Here is a 21,023-nt window from a genome sequence, read left to right as displayed (position 1 = left end):
CGCACAATATCAGGCGCCATAAGCGCCTGATATCCATTTTTAAGCTAATCGAACATAGCACGCCTGATAAGGTGGTAGCTCCAGCTCTCCTGCTTTTAGTGCCGATAAGAAACCATGGCCTTGCAATACTTCGCCGTATGGCACTGTCAGTTGGGCCGCTTGAGTCTCGCCCGTCATATTGAGCACGACTGCTACGTTACTGCCTTCATAGCTACGCACAAACGCAACCAACTGCTCATTGTTCACATCTAACAACTGCAGATCACCATTCACCAACTCAGGTTGTTGCTGACGCCATTTAATCAGGTTACGTACTTTATGTAATAAAGAGTCTGTATTGGCTTCCTGCTCGGCCACACTCATTGGCAGATGGCGCGCATCCACTGGCAACCACGGCTCAACAGAAGAGAAGCCGCCTTGAGCACTGTTTTCCCATACCATTGGCGTACGACAACCATCGCGCCCTTTGAAAACAGGCCATAGAGGAATGCCATATGGATCCTGAATGCGCTCAAAAGGCACATCAGCCTCTGGCAAGCCTAATTCTTCACCTTGATACAAACACACGCTACCACGTAAGGACAGAATCAGCGCCATGGCAATCAAAGGATACGCTTGGGCATCTTGACCTTCTCCCCAGCGAGTACTCACACGCACCACATCGTGGTTAGATAACGCCCAACAAGGCCAACCATCGCCCACTATCTCATTCATATTTTTCAGTACATTGCGAATGTACTCCGGTGAGTGAGGCTTATTGAGCAGGTCAAACGTATAAGCCATATGAAGCTTATCGCCGCCAGAAGTATATTGCGCCATTCGTTCTAACGGGAAGTCATCCCCAATTTCACCCACAGTAGTGGTACCAGGGTACTCATCCATCATGCGGCGCATTTCTTTTAGGAAGTCTAAATTTTCAGGGCGACTTAAATCGTATACGTGACGCTGGTAAGTGTATGGGTTGTCATGAGGCGCTCCCATCGTTTTAGGCTCACCAGGTGGCACAGGCGGATTATCCTCCAAGCCCTGACTGTGGAAGTAAAAGTTCACGGTATCAAGTCGGAAACCATCTACACCAAGATCTAGCCAAAAGCGCATATTATCTAAGCTTGCTTGACGCACTTCTGGGTTATGGAAGTTCAAATCAGGCTGCGATTCGAGGAAGTTGTGCAAGTAATACTGCAAACGACGGCTGTCCCACTTCCATGCACTGCCACCAAAGATAGATAACCAATTATTTGGCGGTGAACCATCAGGCTTAGGATCCGCCCAAACATACCAATCCGCTTTAGGGTTCGTCTTATCTTGGCGACTTTCTTCAAACCATGGGTGTTGATCCGATGAGTGACTAATCACTTGGTCGACCATGACTTTCAAGCCTAGCTCGTGAGCACGATTAACCATGTTTTTGAAATCGCTCAGTGAGCCAAACATAGGGTCAATATCGCGGTAATCTGAGACATCGTAACCAAAATCTTTCATTGGAGAAGTAAAGATTGGTGACAGCCAAATCGCATCAACACCTAACGACGCAACATAGTCGAGCTTGCTTGTGATCCCTTTTAAGTCACCCACACCATCGCCGTTGGAATCCATATAGCTGCGGGGATAAATTTGGTAAATGATTCCGCCTTTCCACCAATTCAGATTGCTTGTCATAACTGTCTCCATTAAATGATTAATCAAAAGCTTACAAGCAGCGATAAGATTGCTGGTCTTGATTAAAAAGATGTAGTTTTTCAGGTAATGCTGTTAGGCGTACTTTGTCGCCTTTATGGATATTAACCGTGCCTTGTTGCTTAGAAATCACAGCGTCTTTCACACCAGGAACATGAACATAAAGCAATGTCGCTTCGCCCAATGATTCGACAAATGAGACGTCACCTTCTAGAAGCGCAGCGTCCCCATCCTGCACCATAACAAGATCCTCAGGACGAACACCTAAGAAACCTGGTTTGCCATTGTCTTCGGTAGGAGAAGCGATAGGTGCTTGTATCATGAATTTGTCAGCGACCCTCACTGCTGTGCTTTCACCCGCGGACGCGATCACACATGGCATAACATTCATGGCAGGAGAGCCAATAAATTTCGCGACAAAGACGTTTTCTGGGTTCGAATACAACTCAAGTGGCGAACCGACTTGCTCAATATTACCCGCAGATAATAGAACGATACGATCGGCAAGGGTCATCGCCTCAATCTGATCATGGGTCACATAGATCATAGTCGAATCGGGCATACTTTCTTTCAGGTTGGCAATTTCCATACGCGTTGCAACACGCAATGCCGCATCTAGGTTAGAAAGCGGTTCGTCAAATAAGAACACTTTTGGACGACGCACAATCGCGCGACCAATTGCAACACGCTGACGCTGACCACCCGATAGCGCTTTCGGTAAACGATCTAAATAAGGCGTTAACTGAAGCATCTCAGCGGCACGACGCACCTGTGCATCGATTTCTTGTTTACCCATCTTCGCAATTTGAAGACTGAATGCCATGTTGTCGTACACCGTCATGTGTGGATAAAGCGCGTAGCTTTGAAATACCATCGCCACACCACGTAGAGAGGGAGGCACATGCGTCACATCTTGGTTATCGATTTCCAACGTACCGTCAGAGATTTCTTCCAAACCAGAAATCATTCGTAGTAGCGTGGATTTACCACAACCTGATGGGCCGACGAATACGATGAATTCACCTTGTTGAATATCGAGGTTAATGTCGCGCATGACTTCGACATTGTTCGAGTAGACTTTTTTTACATTGGTTAGCTTTACATTTGCCATCTTAATCTTGCTCCGTTGTCGCCCTACTTGGGCGTCATGCCTTCCGTTCTTGTTACTGATCAAATTCAATAGAAGGAAGACACAAGTTATTTTTTGCTGTTTTCTACTTAACAGAACCTGCTAGCAGGCCGCGAACCAAGTAACGTTGCAGACCAAAGAACACCAGCAGTGGGATAATAATCGTGATAAACGCCGATGCTGTGAGGATTTCCCAGTTGCCACCCCGTGACCCTAGAAGTTCACGCAAGCGCCCTGTTAAAACCAAGCTTTCTTCGGTGTTACCCAAGAATACCGTTGCAATCAACAGATCATTCCAGACCCAAAGGAACTGAAAGATCGCAAACGAAGCCAGCGCAGGAAACGACAAAGGCAGAATAATCTTGCGGAAAATCACAAAATCCGACGCGCCATCCACTCGTGCCGACTCGATGATTTCACCCGGCAAGCCCGAGATATAATTACGCAGAAGGTAAATAGCGAGGGGCAAGCCAAAACCGGTATGGGCGAGCCAAATGCCCACATAACCTTTCGCCTCAATACCGAAAATTGCGCCAATCTTACTGTAAGCCGTTAACAGTGGAATCAAAGACATTTGCAATGGCACGACCAGCAAGCCAACCACACCTGCGATCAACAAAGCTCGTCCAGGAAATTTCATCCATGCCAAGGCATAGGCAGCAAATGCGGCAATCAAAATAGGAATCACTGTCGCCGGAATCGTGACCGTTAGCGAGTTAATGAAGGATTGCCCTAATCCCTCAGAACTTAGTACCGTACGATAGTTATCAAGCGTAAAACGTGGTGGTACTTCGGCGGTGTAGAAGATACGTACACCGCGACGGAATGACTTATCTGACGTTACTTCATAATCGCCATTCGCCATAATCTTGAAGGTGACGCCGCGACGATCTTGGGTTTCGGTTCCTGGTTCAAATGCCTCAGGTTTTAGCGAGCTAATACCAAACTTAACAACTTTGCCACTTCCGCCTTCTAGCAGGTTGCCGCGTAGCACGTATAAACCATTCTCTTGAATTTCTGAGTCAGCATCGGGCGTTCGGTACACGATTTTCTGCTCAGAAGAAGACAAAGCCGTCCACCAGCCAGAAACTGACAGCTGGTCTTTATCTCGGATAGAAGAGATAAACAAGCCAGCGGTCGGAATCGTCCACATAATCACGAGGAAAAGCACCGTCGCATGAACCACCATAGTTAATGCAGAGCCTTTTTTTGACGTCACCATGATTATCGGCCCTCCATTTCAGCGTTCGCATTCTTAATGTTCCAAACCATAATCGGTACAACAAGGATCATAATGACCAACGCAATAACCGCGCTTCGACCGTAATCTCCTCCCCCCTGGAAGAGCCAACTAAACATCTGATTCGCAAGGACTTGCGTACCCCATTGTCCATTAGTCATGGCCAGTACAATATCGAACACTTTGAGCACAAGAATGGTAATAGTTGTCCAAACTACCGCGATCGTGCCCCAAATTTGCGGCACCATAATACGGAAGAAAATCTGTAACCCGCTTGCACCGTCTAGTACCGCCGCTTCAATGGTTTCATCAGGGATACCTCGCAGCGCCGCAGACAAAATCACCATCGCGAAACCGGTTTGAATCCAAACCAAAATAACCATCAAGAAGAAGTTGTTCCAAAATGGGATTTGAATCCAAGTCTGAGGCTCGCCACCAAAGAACACGACAAGCGCATTGAGCAAACCAATTTGCTCATCGCCACCGCTACGGTATTCGTAGATGAACTTCCAAATAATGGAAGCACCAATAAATGAAATCGCCATCGGCATAAAAATAAGCGTTTTTGCGATGTTGCCCCACCAAATACGGTCAGTCATCGTCGCAATAATCAAACCAAAAAAAGTCGACAACGTGGGAACGACGATCAACCACAACATGTTGTTGCGAAAGGACTCAAGAAATTCACCGCTTTGAAAAAGCCATAGGTAGTTATCTAATCCAACAAACTCTTCACCCGTACGGCCATAAAAAGAAAGGATCACAGACTGGACGACAGGGTAGAAAAGGTAAAAGAACAAAAGCAACAATGCTGGCCCTAAAAACAACCACGGACGCACTTGATTGACGATACGCAGATTACGCGCAACCACTTCAGGTGGGCGATTTTTTGAGGGAAAGATAACGTCCAAGAGTGCATTTGAGCCATAGAAGTAGCCAGCACAAGCCAGCACCCCTAGGGTCATGGTCACAAACGCTACAGCGAGCTGTCCCATAGAGACTCCGTTTTACTATATTGATGGATGGTATCGGGTGAAAACAGGGTAAGAAGTGACTAACTTCTTCGAAAAGGCGGGAGGAATGCGTCAAATCAAGAGGATTTGACGCAAACGCCCTAACTCAATTACTTCAGTGCATCCCAGGTTTTCTGAATCTCTTGTGCGACCGATTCGGCACTGTCACCATTTGAGTAATTGACCATACCGGTCCAGAATGCACCGGCACCGATTTTGCCTGGCATCAGATCAGAGGCATCAAAACGGAATGTCGTTGCATAACGCAGGATCTCACCTTGTTTCTTAGCCGTTTCCGTTGCGTAAAGCTCTGGATTCGCTCCAAGGTGCGCACTTAGGAAGCCTTTTTGAGCCATCCAAAGCTCGTGAGCAATCGGAGAACGCATGAAGTCGATGAACTCACGAGCCGCTTCAGAGTCATTAGTGATACTCACCAAGGTCCCTGCGCCAAGGACTGGATTGCCCAAGTCTTTATCAGCATAAGACGGGAAGTAGAAGAAATCTGCGTCGATACCCAGCTCAATTTCATCTGGGAAAAACGCTGGTACGAAAGACGCCTGACGGTGCATGTAACATTTTGGCGGAGACGCGAATAAGCCTTTAGGGCTGTCACGGAAGTCTGTCGCCGCAACCGCTTTAATACCACCGTCTACAAATGCATCGTTGTGAGCAAACCAGCCGAACTCTTCGATTGCACCCACCACACGAGGGTCATCAAATTTGACCTCATTTTTCACCCACTGATCGTAGACATCGGCAGGCTGTGTACGAAGCATAAGGTCTTCCACCCAATCGGTCGCAGGCCACCCAGTTGCTGCACCAGAACCCAGACCAATACACCAAGGCGTGCCACCATCGGCAGCGATTTGCTCGGTCAAGGCTTTCAAGTCTTCCATGGTTTCAGGCACGTCATAGCCTGCATCATAGAAATTATCGGGTGAGTACCAAACCAAGGACTTTAAGTCAGCACGGTAAAATACACCGTAAAACTCGTTATTGCCGTCTTGGTCTTTAAACGTAGCAAGGTCGACCCAAGACTGACCTGCAGCGTAGTCTTTCTTAACCGCCGCTTCGTCTTCTGCATCAAGAGGTGTTAATAGACCTTTGGCCGCTAAATCTGCCGCTAAGCCAGGCTGTGGAAAGATCGAGATATTCGGTGCGCTACCAGCTTGAGCATCAATAACAATCTGCTGTTCAAAGGAATCCGAACCTGCGTAACTAACTTTTGCACCGGTTGCCTTCGCAAAATAGGCAATAACGTTATCGAAACGCTCTTTCTCTGAGCCTAACCATGGGCCAAATACTGTGAGTTCTTGACCTGAAAGATCAATTGCTTTCAGTTGCTCAAAACTCGCCCAATTGAACCGTGTATCAGCACCTGGTTTAAAGATGAGCTCATCTTGACTAGCCCAAGTATTGGTCGTGCTAGCAAGTGATAAAGCGATAAACATAGAGAGGGTGGACTTCTTCATTTTCACTCCTTTAAGGGCACCAAACGTTGCGTGCTCTATAGTTTTTATTATCAGTTAGGATTGAATCGTCTTAATTTTAAAAAACATCTTTAAGGATTAAGAATGTGCAAATTATTGTCAAAGTGACTTGTAACTTCAAGGCGACAACTATCTTAAAAACAACTTAAATATAGACTTTTAACGAAGATATGCAGGAAAAAGTAATAGTTTTACTACTTTTAATGTGAGTTTTTAAAGGGATAGTATAAAAATCAGACAACTAAATAAGGGGGTGTGAAACGGTAGAACAAGAGAGGAATGTCGCACCTTATCGGGCTAACCCCTCTCCTAATTAAGTTTTTCTTAATGCTTTAAGTGAAATCAGAAAAGCTCTAAACGAGCATTCGCTTCTGCTAACGTTGGTAATGATGGGTACGCGCCAGGCTTCGTCACGGCTTGTGCGCCACAGGCCACTGCAAAGCGAATACACGCTTTTAGCTCATCTTGGCTAAAATGAGACAGAGACTCACGATCACCGCCACGCTCAGCCAGTTGATACAGCAAGCCACCGACAAAGGCATCACCGGCTGCCGTGGTATCTTTCACATCCACTTTAGGTGTCGCAATTTCACCTTGTCCTGAGGCCGTGAAATAACGCACAGGCTGAGCGCCATCGGTTAGAACAAACAAAGACACGCCACCTTTTAATAGCTCTTGAATCAGCGCTAAGGGCTCGCTTGATAGCACTTCAAGCTCTTCCAAGCTGGCTTTGATCACATCACCCTGACGCATCCATGCAATCACTCGATCCGTATCGACCTGATGATTAGGCCATAGGTTAATACGCAGGTTGACATCAATGCTGACAATCCATCCAGCTGCTTTTGCCATCACAATCCCAGCCATGGTTGCCGAGCTGATATCGCTGTCTGTCAGTGTGTTCGAACAGGTGTGGAACACGCCACGAGGTGCGTAGAACCATTCGCTTTTGAAATCTTCTCGACGAAACAACATATCAGCAGAAGGATTGCGGTAGAACTCAAAACTGCGCTCGCCCGTTGCATCCAAGCTGACAAATGCCAAAGCGGTTTTCGCCTCCTTAGTCATCAGCATACTGTCTGTTTTGACACCGTAATGTTCCAGTGACTCTTTCAGGAAGTGGCCAAACGAGTCGTCTCCAACTTGGCCAGCAAAATGGCTATCGCCACCCAATCGCGCAACGGCCACAGCAACGTTAGCTGGTGCACCGCCAGGGTATTTCGCAAACGACTCCAATCCATCGAGGCCTGTTTGTCCATTCGACAAGAAATCAATCAGGGCTTCCCCGAATGCCATTACTTTTGTAGTCATCGTACTATCTCTCTCTTATTGTTAAGATGCGCCACTTATTCAAGCAATACATGTTACTGATACATGCTATTATAGCGATCACAGATGGTTACCGACTCTATTATCTCGGCCGTTGGTTAACAAACGGTTTCTTGCTAGACTCTTTTCCTTATCTGCTTATTTACTATTCAAAATAGGTTTTTATGACAAAAACGAAATGCGTCTATGTTGTGGATGACGATGATGAGATCCGCTCACTCCTCAAATCCTACTTAGAAAAAAACCAGTATCAGGTACTGACTGCCGATTCTGGCGAATCCTTTTTAGCCGCATTTAACCCCGATCTTGGGGTCGACTTAGTGATTTTAGACGTGCGTCTGCCAGGCGCTGATGGTTTCTCTGTGTGCCGCACGCTACGCACGCAATCCAACGTTCCCGTCATTATGCTAACCGCTAACTCAGATGAGATGGACCGTATCATAGGCCTAGAAATTGGTGCCGATGACTATCTGGCCAAGCCTTTTAATCCTCGTGAACTGTTGGCACGCATCAAAGCCATTCATCGTCGAATGGAACATATTGCGGAAGTGCCTGAAACCGTTGTCGAGCCTATTCCTGAGTCCTATCGTTTTTATCGTTTTGCGCAATTTGTCTTAGACACACTCACACGCGAATTATGGGTGGAAGGAGTCAAAGAGCCGTTAAGTGGCGCGGACTACAACTTGCTTATGTTGTTTGTCACCAACCCTGGCACGGTTCTGTCGCGGGACTATATTGCCGAGAACACGCGAGGTCGTGATACCACACCACTGGACCGCTTCATCGACGTTCATGTCAGCCGCTTACGTCAGCGTTTACGTGAAGACGCACGTCAGCCTCAGCTGATTAAAACTGTGCGTGGACAGGGCTATATTTTGACGGCACATGTCGACGCCAACGACCATGACGACACTATTGAAGATTAAACAGTGGCTGCAATCCCTAACAGGACAAATCGTCATCATCATGACCTTTGGTGTGGCCGCTGTGCAGTTAATCGGTTCCACGATCTGGCTACATCAAGTCGAGGCTGACACCCGTGAAAATGTGCGTGAAGTCTCGAAACATATGGCGTTTCGCATCGCTGCAACGGTCAGCTACTTTTCATCACTGCCCCAGAATTACCGCCATATTGTCATTGATCAATTGCAGGATATGGGAGGAACGCGCTTCTTCGTTACCTTAAATCGCGAAGAAATCCTCATCAATCCGATTCCCAGTTCCCCCCTTAAAGACATCGTCAAAGACGAGGTGCAGAGCACCTTGGTTAAGCAGTTGGGCATTAGTAATGCCAAGATTGCGTTTTCTAGCCCAGACGATTTGCATGTGATTAATAATCACACTCGATTGGTGGACTTACCGGAGCGCTGGGGGCACCACAGCCTTTTAGTTAAACCGCTCACACCGCCTATTATCGTCATTCAGATACCAATCAATGACTCTGATTGGCTATACCTCGCCAGCTTGATGCCGGATCCATACTTCTTAGAGGAAACGTCTCCTCTAAGTCAGGACCGTGTGTTTTCTCTGGTGGTCTCAGTCACGACGGTACTGCTACTGACGCTCTTGATTTTACGCCGCACGACACGACCTTTAGCGGTGCTGGCACGCGCTGCAGAGCGCTTTGGTCAGGGTGACTTTAAACCACTACGAGAAGTCGGGGCTTTAGAAGTACGTCATACAGCACACGCCTTTAACGATATGCAGGCACGCATTCAGCGCTATCTCAACGACCGCGAGAAACTGTTCGCTGCGATTTCCCATGATTTAAAAACGCCTATTACTCGGCTGAGACTTCGAGCAGAGATGCTCGATGATGACGACTCTCGCGAAGCCATGATTCGTGATCTTGAAGATTTGGATATGCTAGTAAAAGGCGCTATTCAGAGTGTTAAAGAGACAGATATTCATGAAAATCGCGTCGAAATCGACATTATGCGCTTTCTCCATGACATTCAAAAAAGTACCCAGCACACGCCGCAAACTCTGGTGATCCAAGGTACATTAAAAGCCCCCTATACAGGCAAGCCACTGGCGATTAGGCGTTGCCTTGGCAACCTCATCGATAATGCGTTGTACTATGGCCACAAAGCCGATGTGATCTTGGAAGATAGTGACAGCGAACTATGCATTCGCATTTGTGACAACGGCCCAGGTATTCCGGATGCAAAAATCGATCGTGTTTTTGAGCCCTATACGCAATTAGCAACTGCTCGAGGCAGTCGCCCCGGTAGTGTCGGACTTGGCTTAAGCATTGCTCGAAACATTGCTCGCGCCCATGGTGGAGAAGTCACCCTGAGAAACCGTGAACAAGGCGGTCTAGAGGTGCGCTTACGCCTGCCTCGTCATTGATCAATGATTCGCCCTTAATAAATTAATTAGTACGTGGTTTGGCAAAGGTCTAGCAAATAAAAAACCTTGCCCTTTTTGACAACCTTGCGCTTTTAAAGCTGCCACTTGCTCAGGTGTTTCAATGCCCTCGGCAACTAGGTCTAAGTCCAAACCTTCCGCCAGGAAGCCGATTGCTTGAGTAATCATCGGGTCAGACAAATGAACTCCACCTCCGCCTGATATAAAACAGCGATCGATCTTGATACGATCAATTGGCAAACTCTTTAGATAGCGCATAGATGAATAGCCCGTACCGAAGTCATCAATCGCAATGCGCACCCCAACTTTACGGATTTCATTGAGTACATAGAGGCTGGAAATACCACTATCGACAAACACCTCCTCTGTCAGTTCAAGCATCAATCGCCCTTCAGGAATCTGGTAACGCTTTACCGTTTCAATCACTAGTTCGTCAAAACCTGCTTGACGTAAATGTCGTGGGGAGACATTGATCGACATGTTTAAATCAACATCATTGTCTAACCACACTCGCAACTGCTTGCAAGCGGCTTCCAGGACCCACTCCCCCAAAGCACCTATCAGGCCAACACGATTGACCTCTTCAATGAACTCTCCCGGTAGTAATAGCTTGCCATCAGCTTGACGCCAACGAATCAGAGCTTCTACTCCCTGGATTCGTTGTGTATCTAGCTCAACAATCGGTTGGTAATGCAGTTCAAATTCATTATTAGCCAACGCTTGATGCAGACCATTTTCAACTCGTGTTTCCTTTTGCAAACGCGCCTGTAAGCTGTCACTAAACACCATATGGTGACAGCTACCTTCCTGCTTTTTACTTTCGTATAAGGCCATATCAGCCTTGCGCATTAGCTCAGACACACTGTTCCCTTGATCAGGGTATAAAGCGATGCCCATGCTGGCCGACACTTCGAGATGTTTGCAGTCTAGTACCGCATGACGTGTCACTTCTGCTAGAACTTTATTAGCAATAGCACTCAAACTCTCCACATCCTGAACATTGTCCAGAAGCAATGTGAATTCATCCCCGCCAATTCGCGCGACAAAATCGCTGGCTCGGATCGCATCTTGTATACGTTTCCCAACCAATGTGAGCAATAAGTCTCCCATGTGATGACCCAAGGTATCATTTACATTTTTAAAACGATCCAAGTCTAAGAAAGCTACTGCTAAGCGGGATTTATTGCGCTTGGCACGAGCAATGGCAAGCTCTGCATGCTCTTCGAAAATTAAGCGGTTACCAAGTCCTGTCAAAGGGTCTCGCTTAATTAGTTGGGAAATTTGTTGTTCCGCGCGCTTGCGCTCTATTGCGTGTCGGATACTGCGTTCTAACAATGCAGTAGTGAGCTCTTCCTTCGGGATAAAGTCCGAGGCACCTAATTGCATTAAGACATCATCTAGTTCAGATGCAGCCATACCGGTTAGCACGACAATAGGGGTGTCTATGCCGATCAGCTTCACATGTTTGAATAAGTCCGTCGCTGTATGACCATCCAGAAAATAGTCCGCCAAAATAATATCAAACGACTGTTCGACTAAGTATTTCATGGCGTCTTGGAAGCTCTGAGCATGACTTAGCTCAAACTGGGAACGGGTTGCTCGAGACAAATACGTTCGCAAAAGAATGAAATCTTCCAAGTCATCCTCAATGACCAAAATTGATAAACTCACTTTCTCCATCTTTACCCCTACCTACGGTGTCCAATCCAGCGGTGATATAAATCCGTCAGTCTATGAGCCAGCTCTCGAACGCTATCAGGTTTCCCCAAATGGTCATTAGCTCCCAAGGATAAGCTTCGAGCTCTCTCTTCTGCCATATTCGACGTCGAAAAGACTACAATAATAAGTCCTTCGTAACGACTGTCTGAGCGTAGTTCTTCAAGCCATTCCAAGCCCCCTTTACAAGGCATGTTTAAGTCTAATAAAAGCACTACGACCTCGTTCTCATGACTCACTAATGAAGTGCGATGCAAATATTGGGAAAACGCTTCACTGGTTTGAAAGTACATAAAAGACAGCGGTAAACACGAGCGTTTTATAGCCGTTCTCACTAAAAATGCATCTTCTGGATCATCATCCAGCATCAATATTCTCATTAATGTTTCATTATGACTCTTCATGGCTCCCAACCTGCTTTGAAAGCTCAATGTACATGGTCGTCCCAACATTTTCTTTTGAGCGCGCTACAATCGTGCCACCATGGCGCTGCACAATTTTTCGACAAATTGCTAACCCCATTCCGGTGCCAGAGAACGACTGTTTATCATGTAAGCGTTTGAAGATTTCAAACACTTGTTCCGAGTACTGTTGATTAAAACCGATGCCATTGTCTGATACTTCATAACGAACGAAGTAATCGTCTTCACTACCTGCGATGCGAATACGAGGAGGTCTATCTGGATCATGATATTTTAGGCTGTTGCCAATTAAGTTCTGAAATAGCTGGCGCATTTGAACTTGGTCAGCTATGGCATCAGGCAACTCCGCAACATCAACCTGAGCATGAACTTCATCGATAGCAAGCTGCAAATCATCCAATACTTCAGCAATCAAAAGGTTAACCCGCACCCTCTTAAATGGATTCGCCTTTGAGGTCACACGACTGTACGCCAATAAGTCAGTTAACAAATCACGCATGCGCTGAGCGGCATTAACGATATAGCCCGAGAACACCTTCCCCTCTTCGTTAAACTCGCCGTATTCACCCTCTTGTAACAAGGTCGAGAAGGAAATGATTTTACGCAACGGCTCCCGTAAATCGTGCGAAGCAATAAACGCAAACTCTTGTAACTCACGGTTGGACGTTTCGAGGGCTTCATTACGCTCGTGAATACGCTTTTCGTAGGCTTTTCGTTCGCTGATATCAACCACTGCGGCCACAATTTCAGTCCCTCCGTCCAGTGCAACGGGATGTAATCCGACCTCTAATGGCACATAGGAGCCATCAAACCGCGCGCCAAAAAGATCCCGGCGCGCCCCCATTTTGCGTTTAGACGGTTTGTCTTGAAACTCTTGTCGGTCTGTCACATGTTGGTGGCGAATTTCATTTGGCACCAAACGCTCCACCGACTGACCAATTAAATCGTCTACCGCACACCGGAAAATCGACGCGACCATAGAATTTGCCTGAGTAATGACGCCCTCTTTGTTGACGACGAGCATGCCGTTGGGTGCCGCATCAAAAATACTGGTCATGCGTTTGTTAGCCTGCTCCGTCGCTAACACTTCTTGCTCTAGACGGTCTTTGATGTCTTCTAACTCGCGAGTACGTTGCGCGACTTCGTTCTCAAGGGAATCTGACACTTGGCGCAACTTTTTCTCTACCGCCTGACGCCTTTCAACTTCTTGTTTCAAAAGTAGGTTGTTGTCCTGCAGTGCTTGGGAACGCTGTCGGTCACTCTTATTAAGCAACACAAATAAAGCAACTAAACAGGCGCCTACAATGTAGACCATCCCCATACCGGCAGTCAGGGTGTTTAACAGCGAATCAAATTGTCCGTAGCGAGTGGTATCCAGTAATACATCGCTTACAGATAAAATCACTAACGTAAGCGAAATGCCTTGCAGAGAGGTTACATCGGATTGGCGCGACTCAGCACGGCTCAGACGCCAAAGCCACCAGAGCAATGCGCTGTAGCAAATGAGGAAAAATACATCGACCCCTGTCTGAATTGGCGTGCTCATGGCGCCCCCTTGGCATCATTTTTTTAGACGGACACATTTATGTGAGTATAGATGAAGATTCTTGAGTCACTAGGGCAGCAAAAGAAGTGTTACAAATCTTACCTTTGCAAGACTTTGATACAATTGGTTGCTCTACTTTACTACCTGCGTGCATAAGGTTTGCTACATTTACTCCGTCTAAGGTGAGCATTTTTTATGCACATAACCTAGATTAAATAAAACGTTAGTCAGAAAGTCCCATAACAATAACAAGGGTTACTAATCATGAAGAAAATTGCATTAGGTTTGTCTAGTCTTGCCATTTCTGTTGCTGCGGCGACAGCTCATGCAGGTGAAGTAGAAGTTCTACACTGGTGGACATCCGGTGGCGAAGCGAAGTCTATCAACGTTCTTAAAGAGTTGATGACAGAGCAAGGCCACACTTGGAAAGACTTCGCTGTTGCTGGTGGCGGCGGTGAATCTGCAATGACCGTTCTAAAATCTCGCGCAATCGCTGGTAATCCACCTGCGGCTGCCCAAATCAAAGGCCCTACTATTCAAGAATGGGGTGACCTAGGCTTCCTAACCAATCTTGATGCTGTTGCTGAAAAAGGCCAGTGGGACGTTGTTCTTCCTCAGGTTGTTAGTGATGTCATGAAATATGATGGCCACTACGTAGCGGCTCCAGTTAACGTACACCGCGTAAACTGGCTATGGGCGAACCCTGAAATCTTCAAAAAAGCCGGCGCTTCAATCCCAAGCACTTGGGAGCAATTCTTTGAAGCAGCAGACAAAATCAAAGCAGCAGGCTTCACGCCACTTGCTCACGGTGGTCAAGCTTGGCAAGACGCTACTTTGTTCGAAGCCATCGCTTTGGCAAAAGGCTCTCAGTTCTACAGCGCAGCATTCGTCGGTCTTGATGATGCGACACTTCGTGGCGCAGACATGATCGATGTATTCAAGACGTTCAAGAAAACACGCGAATACGTTGACCCAGGTTTCTCTGGTCGTGACTGGAACATCGCTACGTCTATGGTGATCAATGGTGATGCAGCAATGCAAATCATGGGTGACTGGGCGAAAGGTGAATTCACAGCAGCGGGCAAGAAAGCGGGTATCGATTACGTTTGTTACGCAGCGCCTGGCACAAGCGGCCAGTTCACTTTCAACATCGACTCTCTAGCAATGTTCCAAGTGGATGACGAAAGCGCTCAAGGTGCTCAGCAAGATCTTGCTAAGCTAATGCTTGAACCAACTTTCCAAGAAACGTTCAACCTTAACAAAGGTTCGATTCCTGCTCGTCTAAACATGCCTCGTGATAAGTTCGACACTTGTGCACACGCTTCTATGGATGCCTTCCTAGCAAGCTCAACAACAGGCGACCTAGTACCAAGTATGGCGCACGGCATGGCCGTAAGCTCAATGGTACAAGGTGCGATTTATGACGTTGTCACTAACTTCTACAACAGCGACTCTATGACTGCTGAAGAAGCCGTTGACCGTCTAGCTCGTGCTGTTAAAGCAAGCATGTAATTTGTGTTAAAAAAACGAGGCTAGCCAATAGGTTAGCCTCTCTTCTCTCCCTTAAGTAGAAGCACCCATTATGAATAAAAATGCCGCCAACGCTGGGTCTGGAGCGACTCCAGCTGGTCGTCCTGCACGCCTAAGTTTGGCTGATTGGATGCCCAAAATTGTTATGGCACCGACGGTTATTGCTGCCATCGTGTGTATTTACGGCTACATGATATGGACCGCCGTACTCTCTTTCACCAACTCTCGTATGCTGCCAACGTATAAGTTCGTCGGCTTTGATCAATACGAGCGTTTGTTCATGAATGATCGCTGGATGGTAGCCCTATCAAACCTGGGTATCTTTGGCGGCCTATTCATTCTGATCTGTCTATTTCTTGGTGTCATGCTGGCCATTTTCTTGGACCAGAAAATCCGCGCAGAAGGGGCGATCCGTACGATTTACCTTTACCCAATGGCGATCTCATTCATCGTAACGGGTACCGCTTGGAAGTGGCTATTAAACCCAACCAACGGTATCGAAAAAATGATGATCGAGTTGGGCTTTGAAGATTTCCGTTTCAATTGGTTATCTGACCCTGACATGGTGGTGTACTGTTTGGTCATCGCAGCAGTATGGCAAGCATCTGGCTTCGTCATGGCTCTGTTCCTAGCGGGCCTTCGTGGCGTCGACAGTGAAATGATTAAAGCAGCACAACTAGATGGCGCAAGCACCATTACGACCTACCGTCGTATCATTTTGCCATCACTAAAACCGGTATTCTTCAGTGCCTTGGTTATCCTGTCGCACATCGCGATCAAGTCATTCGACTTGGTAGCCGCGTTGACCAATGGTGGTCCAGGTTATTCATCAGACCTACCAGCAAACTTCATGTACGCACACGCCTTCACACGTAGCCAAATCGGCTTAGGTGCCGCGTCTGCGATGGTAATGTTGGGCTGTGTATTGGCCATCCTAATTCCTTACTTGTACTCAGAATTACGAGGTGAGCGCCATGAGTAATGTAGCAAAACGCCAAACCTCTACGTTAGATAAAGTGCTTCGTATCGCGCTATATGTCTGCCTTTTTGGCATGGCAGCTGTTTACCTAGCGCCTTTCTTAGTCATGCTGTTAACGTCTCTTAAAGACGTAGAAGAAATCCGCTCTGGCACGTTGCTGTCGCTGCCAAGCTCGCTGAACTTTGATGCTTGGTCTAAGGCATGGAGTGGTGCGTGTACTGGTAGCCAGTGTGAAGGTATGGCGCCGTACTTCTTTAACTCGTTCCAGATCGTTATCCCTGCCGTTGCCATCTCTACATTGCTGGGTGCTTTAAACGGCTACGTGATTTCACACTGGAAATTCAAAGGCAGCGACGTGTTCTTCGCAGCATTGCTAGTGGGCTGTTTCATCCCATTCCAAGTAATCCTATTACCAATGGCGCGTACTCTGGGTTGGTTGGGCATTGCGAACACGACAACAGGCTTGGTCATGGTACACGTGGTGTACGGTGTGGCATTTACCACATTGTTCTTCCGTAACTTCTACCAGTCTATTCCAGTAGAACTTGTGAAAGCAGCACGTCTAGACGGTGCCGGCTTCTTCACTATCTTCTACCGTATTATCTTGCCGGTATCGACGCCAATCATCGTCGTAACGGTTATTTGGCAGTTCACGCAAATCTGGAACGACTTCCTATTTGGCGTGGCGTTCTCTGGCTTCGACACACAACCTGTGACGGTAGCTCTTAACAACCTTGTAAACACCAGCTTCGGCGGTAAGGAATACAACGTCGACATGGCTGCTGCCATCATCGCCGCCCTACCGACATTGGTGGTTTACATCTTAGCGGGTAAATACTTCGTTCGCGGTCTAACAGCGGGCGCAGTGAAAGGCTAAGTCTTAAGGTTCAATTTAAAGGTTGACGGCCGGCGACAACATCCGCCGGCCAGTGAAAGAATTTGGAGAAAAAATCATGGCAAGTTTAACGATTGATAATGTAAAAAAACGCTACGGCCAAACGGAAATCCTAAAAGGCATTAACATCTCGATTGAAGCAGGTGAATTCCTAATTTTGGTCGGCCCTTCTGGTTGTGGTAAATCGACTCTGATGAACTCGATTGCCGGCCTAGAAGACGTATCTGAAGGTCGTATCCTAATCGGTGATAACGACGTTACTTACGCAAGTCCAAAAGACCGTGACATCGCGATGGTGTTCCAGTCTTACGCCCTATACCCAAACATGACCGTTGCTGAGAACATCTCATTCGGTTTGGAAATGCGTAAAGTGCCAAAAGAAGAGCGTGAAGCGGAAGTGGAACGCGTTGCAGAGATGCTACAAATCGGCCACCTGTTGAAGCGTAAACCAGCGCAGCTATCAGGCGGTCAGCGTCAGCGTGTGGCCATGGGCCGTGCCCTAGCGCGTCGTCCTAAGATGTACCTATTCGACGAACCGCTATCGAACCTAGACGCGAAACTTCGTGTGGAAATGCGTACTGAAATCAAGAAGCTACACCAGAAGCTTGGTACCACGATCGTCTACGTTACCCACGATCAGATCGAAGCGATGACCCTTGCGGATCGCATCGCGGTTATGAAAGACGGCGAAGTACAGCAACTGGGTACACCACAAGAAATCTACGACAACCCAACCAACTTGTTCGTGGCAGGTTTCATGGGTTCACCAGCGATGAACTTCATCCCAGCAAAAGTGGTTGAGCAAAACGGTTCATACGCACTGGAGCTACAAGCGGCAACACCAACCGTTGTTCCTTTCCCGAAACCAGACAGCCTAAAAGCACACGTTGGCAAAGAAATCCTACTAGGCCTTCGTCCAGAGATGATCACCGAGCCACAGCCACACAAAGAAGGCAAAGAGTTCGTCGTCACAGCAGACATTGATGTGGAAGTAACAGAGCCAATGGGTGCCGACACAATGGTACTGACACGCATTCAAAGCGCGGAAGTGAACTGTCGTTGTAACCCTGCTTACCCAGCTCGTGCAGGGGAAGCGATTGCTATGATGTTTGATACATCAAAAGCCGTTGCCTTCGACAAAGACAACGGTCAACGTATTGATAACTAACGTTTTGTAGGTAAGACTCACAGAACTTTTCGCCGGCGCAAGCCGGCTTTTTTTTGCCTGCTTAAGACATTTTTGTACATAAGGTCAGGTTTAGTCTCGCAGTTGTCATCTTGTTGGGTTACATTGTTTTACAAGTGAGCGCCCGTCTCATGTTGGAATCTTGAATAATACAAACTCACGCAAAGGACAAAAGAATGAACGCACATCGATTGATTGCGCCACTCGCCTTATCAGGTGTTGTGATCGCTTTGGCTGGCTGTTCAACCATGAACAGCGAAATGACTTCCAGCCCAATGTGGCAAGAAGGCAAGGAATATCACCTAACCATCCTACACACCAATGACCACCACGGTCGTTTCTGGCAAAACAGTAATGGCGAGTACGGTATGGCGGCTCGTAAAACCTTGATCGACAACATTCGTGAAGAGGTTATGTTAGAAGACGGCAATACCCTGCTATTGTCAGGTGGTGATATCAACACCGGTGTGCCTGAATCCGATTTACAAGATGCCGAGCCAGATTTTAAAGGCATGAACATGCTGCAGTACGATGCCATGGCTCTAGGTAACCATGAGTTTGATAACCCTCTGACCGTATTGAAGCAACAGCGTGAATGGGCAGGCTTCCCATTCTTATCTGCTAACATCATCGACAATAAGACGGGCAAGCCGTTATTTGATGCTTACAAGATCTTCACTGTTGATGACCTACGTGTAGCCGTTGTCGGCTTCACTACCGACGATACGGCTAAGATCGGTAACCCTGAGTACCTAGACGGCCTGACCATAAAGTCACCGATCGAAGTGGCGCAAGACCTGATTCCAGTACTGGAAAAGAAAGCGGACCTGATCGTCGCGGTCACCCATATGGGCCACTACGATAACGGCAACCATGGTGGTAATGCCCCAGGTGATGTGACATTAGCACGCACCGTTCCTGGTATTGATGTGATCGTGGGTGGTCACTCGCAAAACCCGCTGTTTGAGCCTGACGTACAGAGCGGCACTTTGATTCTTCAAGCCCACGAATGGGGTAAATACGTAGGCCGCCTCGATATGACCATTAAAGATGGCATGATCGTCGCGTCGGACTACGAACTGATCCCAGTCAACCTGAAGAAAAAAGTGAAAAAAGCCGACGGCTCCAGTGAGCGTGTTTTCATCGATAAAGAAATCGCCCAAGACCCAACCATGCTGTCTATGTTGCAGCCTTACCAAGACATCGGCCAAGAAAAACTGGGTGTCAAAATTGGCTTCACCGACGGTAAGTTGGTCGGCGAACGTGGCATTGTCCGTTCACAAGAAACCAACCTTGGTAACCTTATCGCGGCGGCCATGATGAAGAAAGTGAACGCAGACGTCGCGGTCATGAACTCTGGTGGTATCCGTGACGATATTCCAGCAGGCGACATCACTTACAAATCTGTATTACAGGTTCAACCATTTGGTAACGCTCTAGCTTACGTTGATCTAACGGCAGACGAGCTGACTGATTACCTGTCTGCGGCAGCCGCTAAAGAAGCGGGCTCTGGTGCCTTTGCTCAATTCCAAGGCGTGTCTTTGGTATTAATGGACGGTAAAGCGACCAATATCAAAGTCGGTGGTAAAGCATTGGAAGCAGGCAAAACATACCGTATTGCCATGAACAGCTTTACAGCAACCGGTGGCGACGGTTACCCGAAAGTCACTGATCACAAAAACTACGTGAACTCAGGTTACGTAGATGCTGACGTATTGGTTGAGTACATCAAAGATTACTCGCCAATCATGATCAATAACTACAAACCAACGGGTGCGGTGATTCGTTAAACACACCAAGCTCTAGGCACAAAAAAGCGAGCTTAGGCTCGCTTTTTTAATGTGTGATGGTGAAGTAATTATCGATATTGAAGCGACCATTCGAGGGGCTTAGGTAGCTTCTCAGACTCTAAAATAGAGCGATACATCACCCCGTCTGCTTGTCGCTGCCACTGGTGAGTACGTACACCTCGTTCAGAGCGTAACGTCACTGAAACGCTGTCCCCTAGCTGGGTGAACGTCGCCCGAATATCCCTTCCGTCGTCGCCTTTTAACGCAGTGTCACCTTGGGTATTTACTGTCCACATTGCCCCGTCTTCACATTGCCAAGAGAAAGACTGCTCGATACGTTTAATGCGCCATTCTGGACACACTTGCGCCTCTTCTTCTAATCGAGAACGAGCAATACCGCGAACAAAGAAGTTCATCTCTTTCACGACACCTTCAATAGCAACCGCTGTGTCTTTGGACGCTTGGTCCATATTAGCGATTTGCCAGTTTCCTGTTAAACCAGAGTCTGATAACACAGGCAGAGAGAACCCCAGCCCAACGATCAGCGCGAGTTTTTTCTTATTGTTCATTGCGTGCCTCCGTTTTTTTAAGGATTAAGCATGGCATAATCAAGCGATCAAAAAACGTACAAGTTAACGCAATTCAAATAACAATTCGGTTCATGAGCGCATTTCACAGGCACAAAAAAAGGGAGCGAATATCACTCCCTTT

17 protein-coding genes are annotated in these 21,023 nt (G+C 47.3%); 7 read left to right on the top strand and 10 right to left on the bottom strand.

Annotation, left to right across the window (positions count from 1 at the left end; translation table 11 throughout):
• Positions 1-39: 39 nt before the first annotated feature.
• The 6 genes from C8D85_RS08890 to C8D85_RS08865 form a co-directional block, all read right to left on the bottom strand.
• Complete coding sequence (locus C8D85_RS08890) at positions 40-1,659, bottom strand: alpha-glucosidase family protein (protein WP_133561763.1); 1,620 nt, start codon at positions 1,657-1,659, stop codon at positions 40-42.
• Positions 1,660-1,690: 31 nt separating this feature from the next.
• On the bottom strand, positions 1,691-2,788 hold the full coding sequence (locus C8D85_RS08885; protein WP_133561761.1) for an ABC transporter ATP-binding protein: 1,098 nt from the start codon (positions 2,786-2,788) through the stop codon (positions 1,691-1,693).
• Between the two features lie 103 nt (positions 2,789-2,891).
• Entirely contained in the window at positions 2,892-4,028 is a 1,137-nt protein-coding gene (locus tag C8D85_RS08880) for a carbohydrate ABC transporter permease (protein WP_133561759.1), read from the bottom strand.
• A 2-nt stretch (positions 4,029-4,030) separates the two neighbouring features.
• On the bottom strand, positions 4,031-5,041 hold the full coding sequence (locus C8D85_RS08875) for a carbohydrate ABC transporter permease (protein ID WP_133561757.1): 1,011 nt from the start codon (positions 5,039-5,041) through the stop codon (positions 4,031-4,033).
• Between the two features lie 128 nt (positions 5,042-5,169).
• Entirely contained in the window at positions 5,170-6,531 is a 1,362-nt protein-coding gene (locus C8D85_RS08870) for an ABC transporter substrate-binding protein (RefSeq protein ID WP_133561755.1), read from the bottom strand.
• Positions 6,532-6,891: 360 nt separating this feature from the next.
• Positions 6,892-7,860, bottom strand: a complete 969-nt coding sequence (locus tag C8D85_RS08865; protein ID WP_133561753.1) for a carbohydrate kinase family protein — start codon at positions 7,858-7,860, stop codon at positions 6,892-6,894.
• Between the two features lie 182 nt (positions 7,861-8,042).
• Between C8D85_RS08865 and C8D85_RS08860 the strand changes: the two genes are divergently transcribed.
• Complete coding sequence (locus C8D85_RS08860) at positions 8,043-8,804, top strand: response regulator (RefSeq protein WP_133561751.1); 762 nt, start codon at positions 8,043-8,045, stop codon at positions 8,802-8,804.
• Entirely contained in the window at positions 8,764-10,230 is a 1,467-nt protein-coding gene (locus tag C8D85_RS08855) for an ATP-binding protein (protein ID WP_244936976.1), read from the top strand. Before C8D85_RS08860 ends, C8D85_RS08855 begins: the two co-directional genes overlap by 41 nt.
• Here C8D85_RS08855 and C8D85_RS08850 read toward each other — a convergent pair whose 3' ends face one another.
• Genes C8D85_RS08850 through C8D85_RS08840 form a run of 3 tightly spaced genes read right to left on the bottom strand, consistent with a single transcriptional unit; the run spans position 10,231 to position 13,932 of the window.
• A complete protein-coding gene (locus tag C8D85_RS08850; RefSeq protein WP_133561749.1) occupies positions 10,231-11,928 on the bottom strand; it encodes a GGDEF domain-containing response regulator in 1,698 nt (565 codons plus the stop codon). It abuts the gene before it with no gap.
• Positions 11,929-11,936: 8 nt separating this feature from the next.
• Positions 11,937-12,368: a response regulator gene (locus C8D85_RS08845; protein WP_162847561.1), complete on the bottom strand. Its 432-nt coding sequence runs from the start codon at positions 12,366-12,368 to the stop codon at positions 11,937-11,939.
• Positions 12,355-13,932, bottom strand: a complete 1,578-nt coding sequence (locus C8D85_RS08840) for a sensor histidine kinase (protein ID WP_133561745.1) — start codon at positions 13,930-13,932, stop codon at positions 12,355-12,357. The genes C8D85_RS08845 and C8D85_RS08840 overlap by 14 nt, the downstream gene beginning before the upstream one ends.
• 264 nt (positions 13,933-14,196) lie before the next feature.
• Here C8D85_RS08840 and C8D85_RS08835 point away from each other — a divergent pair, with 264 nt between their 5' ends.
• The 5 genes from C8D85_RS08835 (at position 14,197) to ushA (ending at position 20,312) form a co-directional block, all read left to right on the top strand.
• Positions 14,197-15,444: an ABC transporter substrate-binding protein gene (locus tag C8D85_RS08835; protein ID WP_133561743.1), complete on the top strand. Its 1,248-nt coding sequence runs from the start codon at positions 14,197-14,199 to the stop codon at positions 15,442-15,444.
• Between the two features lie 70 nt (positions 15,445-15,514).
• A complete protein-coding gene (locus C8D85_RS08830; protein ID WP_133561741.1) occupies positions 15,515-16,444 on the top strand; it encodes a carbohydrate ABC transporter permease in 930 nt (309 codons plus the stop codon).
• Complete coding sequence (locus C8D85_RS08825) at positions 16,437-17,318, top strand: carbohydrate ABC transporter permease (protein ID WP_133561739.1); 882 nt, start codon at positions 16,437-16,439, stop codon at positions 17,316-17,318. The genes C8D85_RS08830 and C8D85_RS08825 overlap by 8 nt, the downstream gene beginning before the upstream one ends.
• Before the next feature lie 76 nt (positions 17,319-17,394).
• The gene (locus C8D85_RS08820; RefSeq protein WP_133561737.1) at positions 17,395-18,504 is read left to right on the top strand and encodes an ABC transporter ATP-binding protein; all 1,110 of its coding nucleotides are present in this window, start codon (positions 17,395-17,397) and stop codon (positions 18,502-18,504) included.
• A 194-nt stretch (positions 18,505-18,698) separates the two neighbouring features.
• A complete protein-coding gene (gene ushA / locus C8D85_RS08815; protein ID WP_133561735.1) occupies positions 18,699-20,312 on the top strand; it encodes a bifunctional UDP-sugar hydrolase/5'-nucleotidase UshA in 1,614 nt (537 codons plus the stop codon).
• Positions 20,313-20,380: 68 nt separating this feature from the next.
• Here ushA and C8D85_RS08810 read toward each other — a convergent pair whose 3' ends face one another.
• Entirely contained in the window at positions 20,381-20,881 is a 501-nt protein-coding gene (locus tag C8D85_RS08810) for a hypothetical protein (protein WP_133561733.1), read from the bottom strand.
• Between the last annotated feature and the right edge of the window lie 142 nt (positions 20,882-21,023).

It is taken from the genome of Marinomonas communis, from assembly GCF_004363305.1.
In the GTDB taxonomy this organism is placed as follows: Bacteria; Pseudomonadota; Gammaproteobacteria; order Pseudomonadales; family Marinomonadaceae; genus Marinomonas; species Marinomonas communis.
The sequence above is the reverse complement of the archived record's forward strand: the minus strand, read 5'-3'. Positions and strand labels throughout refer to the sequence as shown.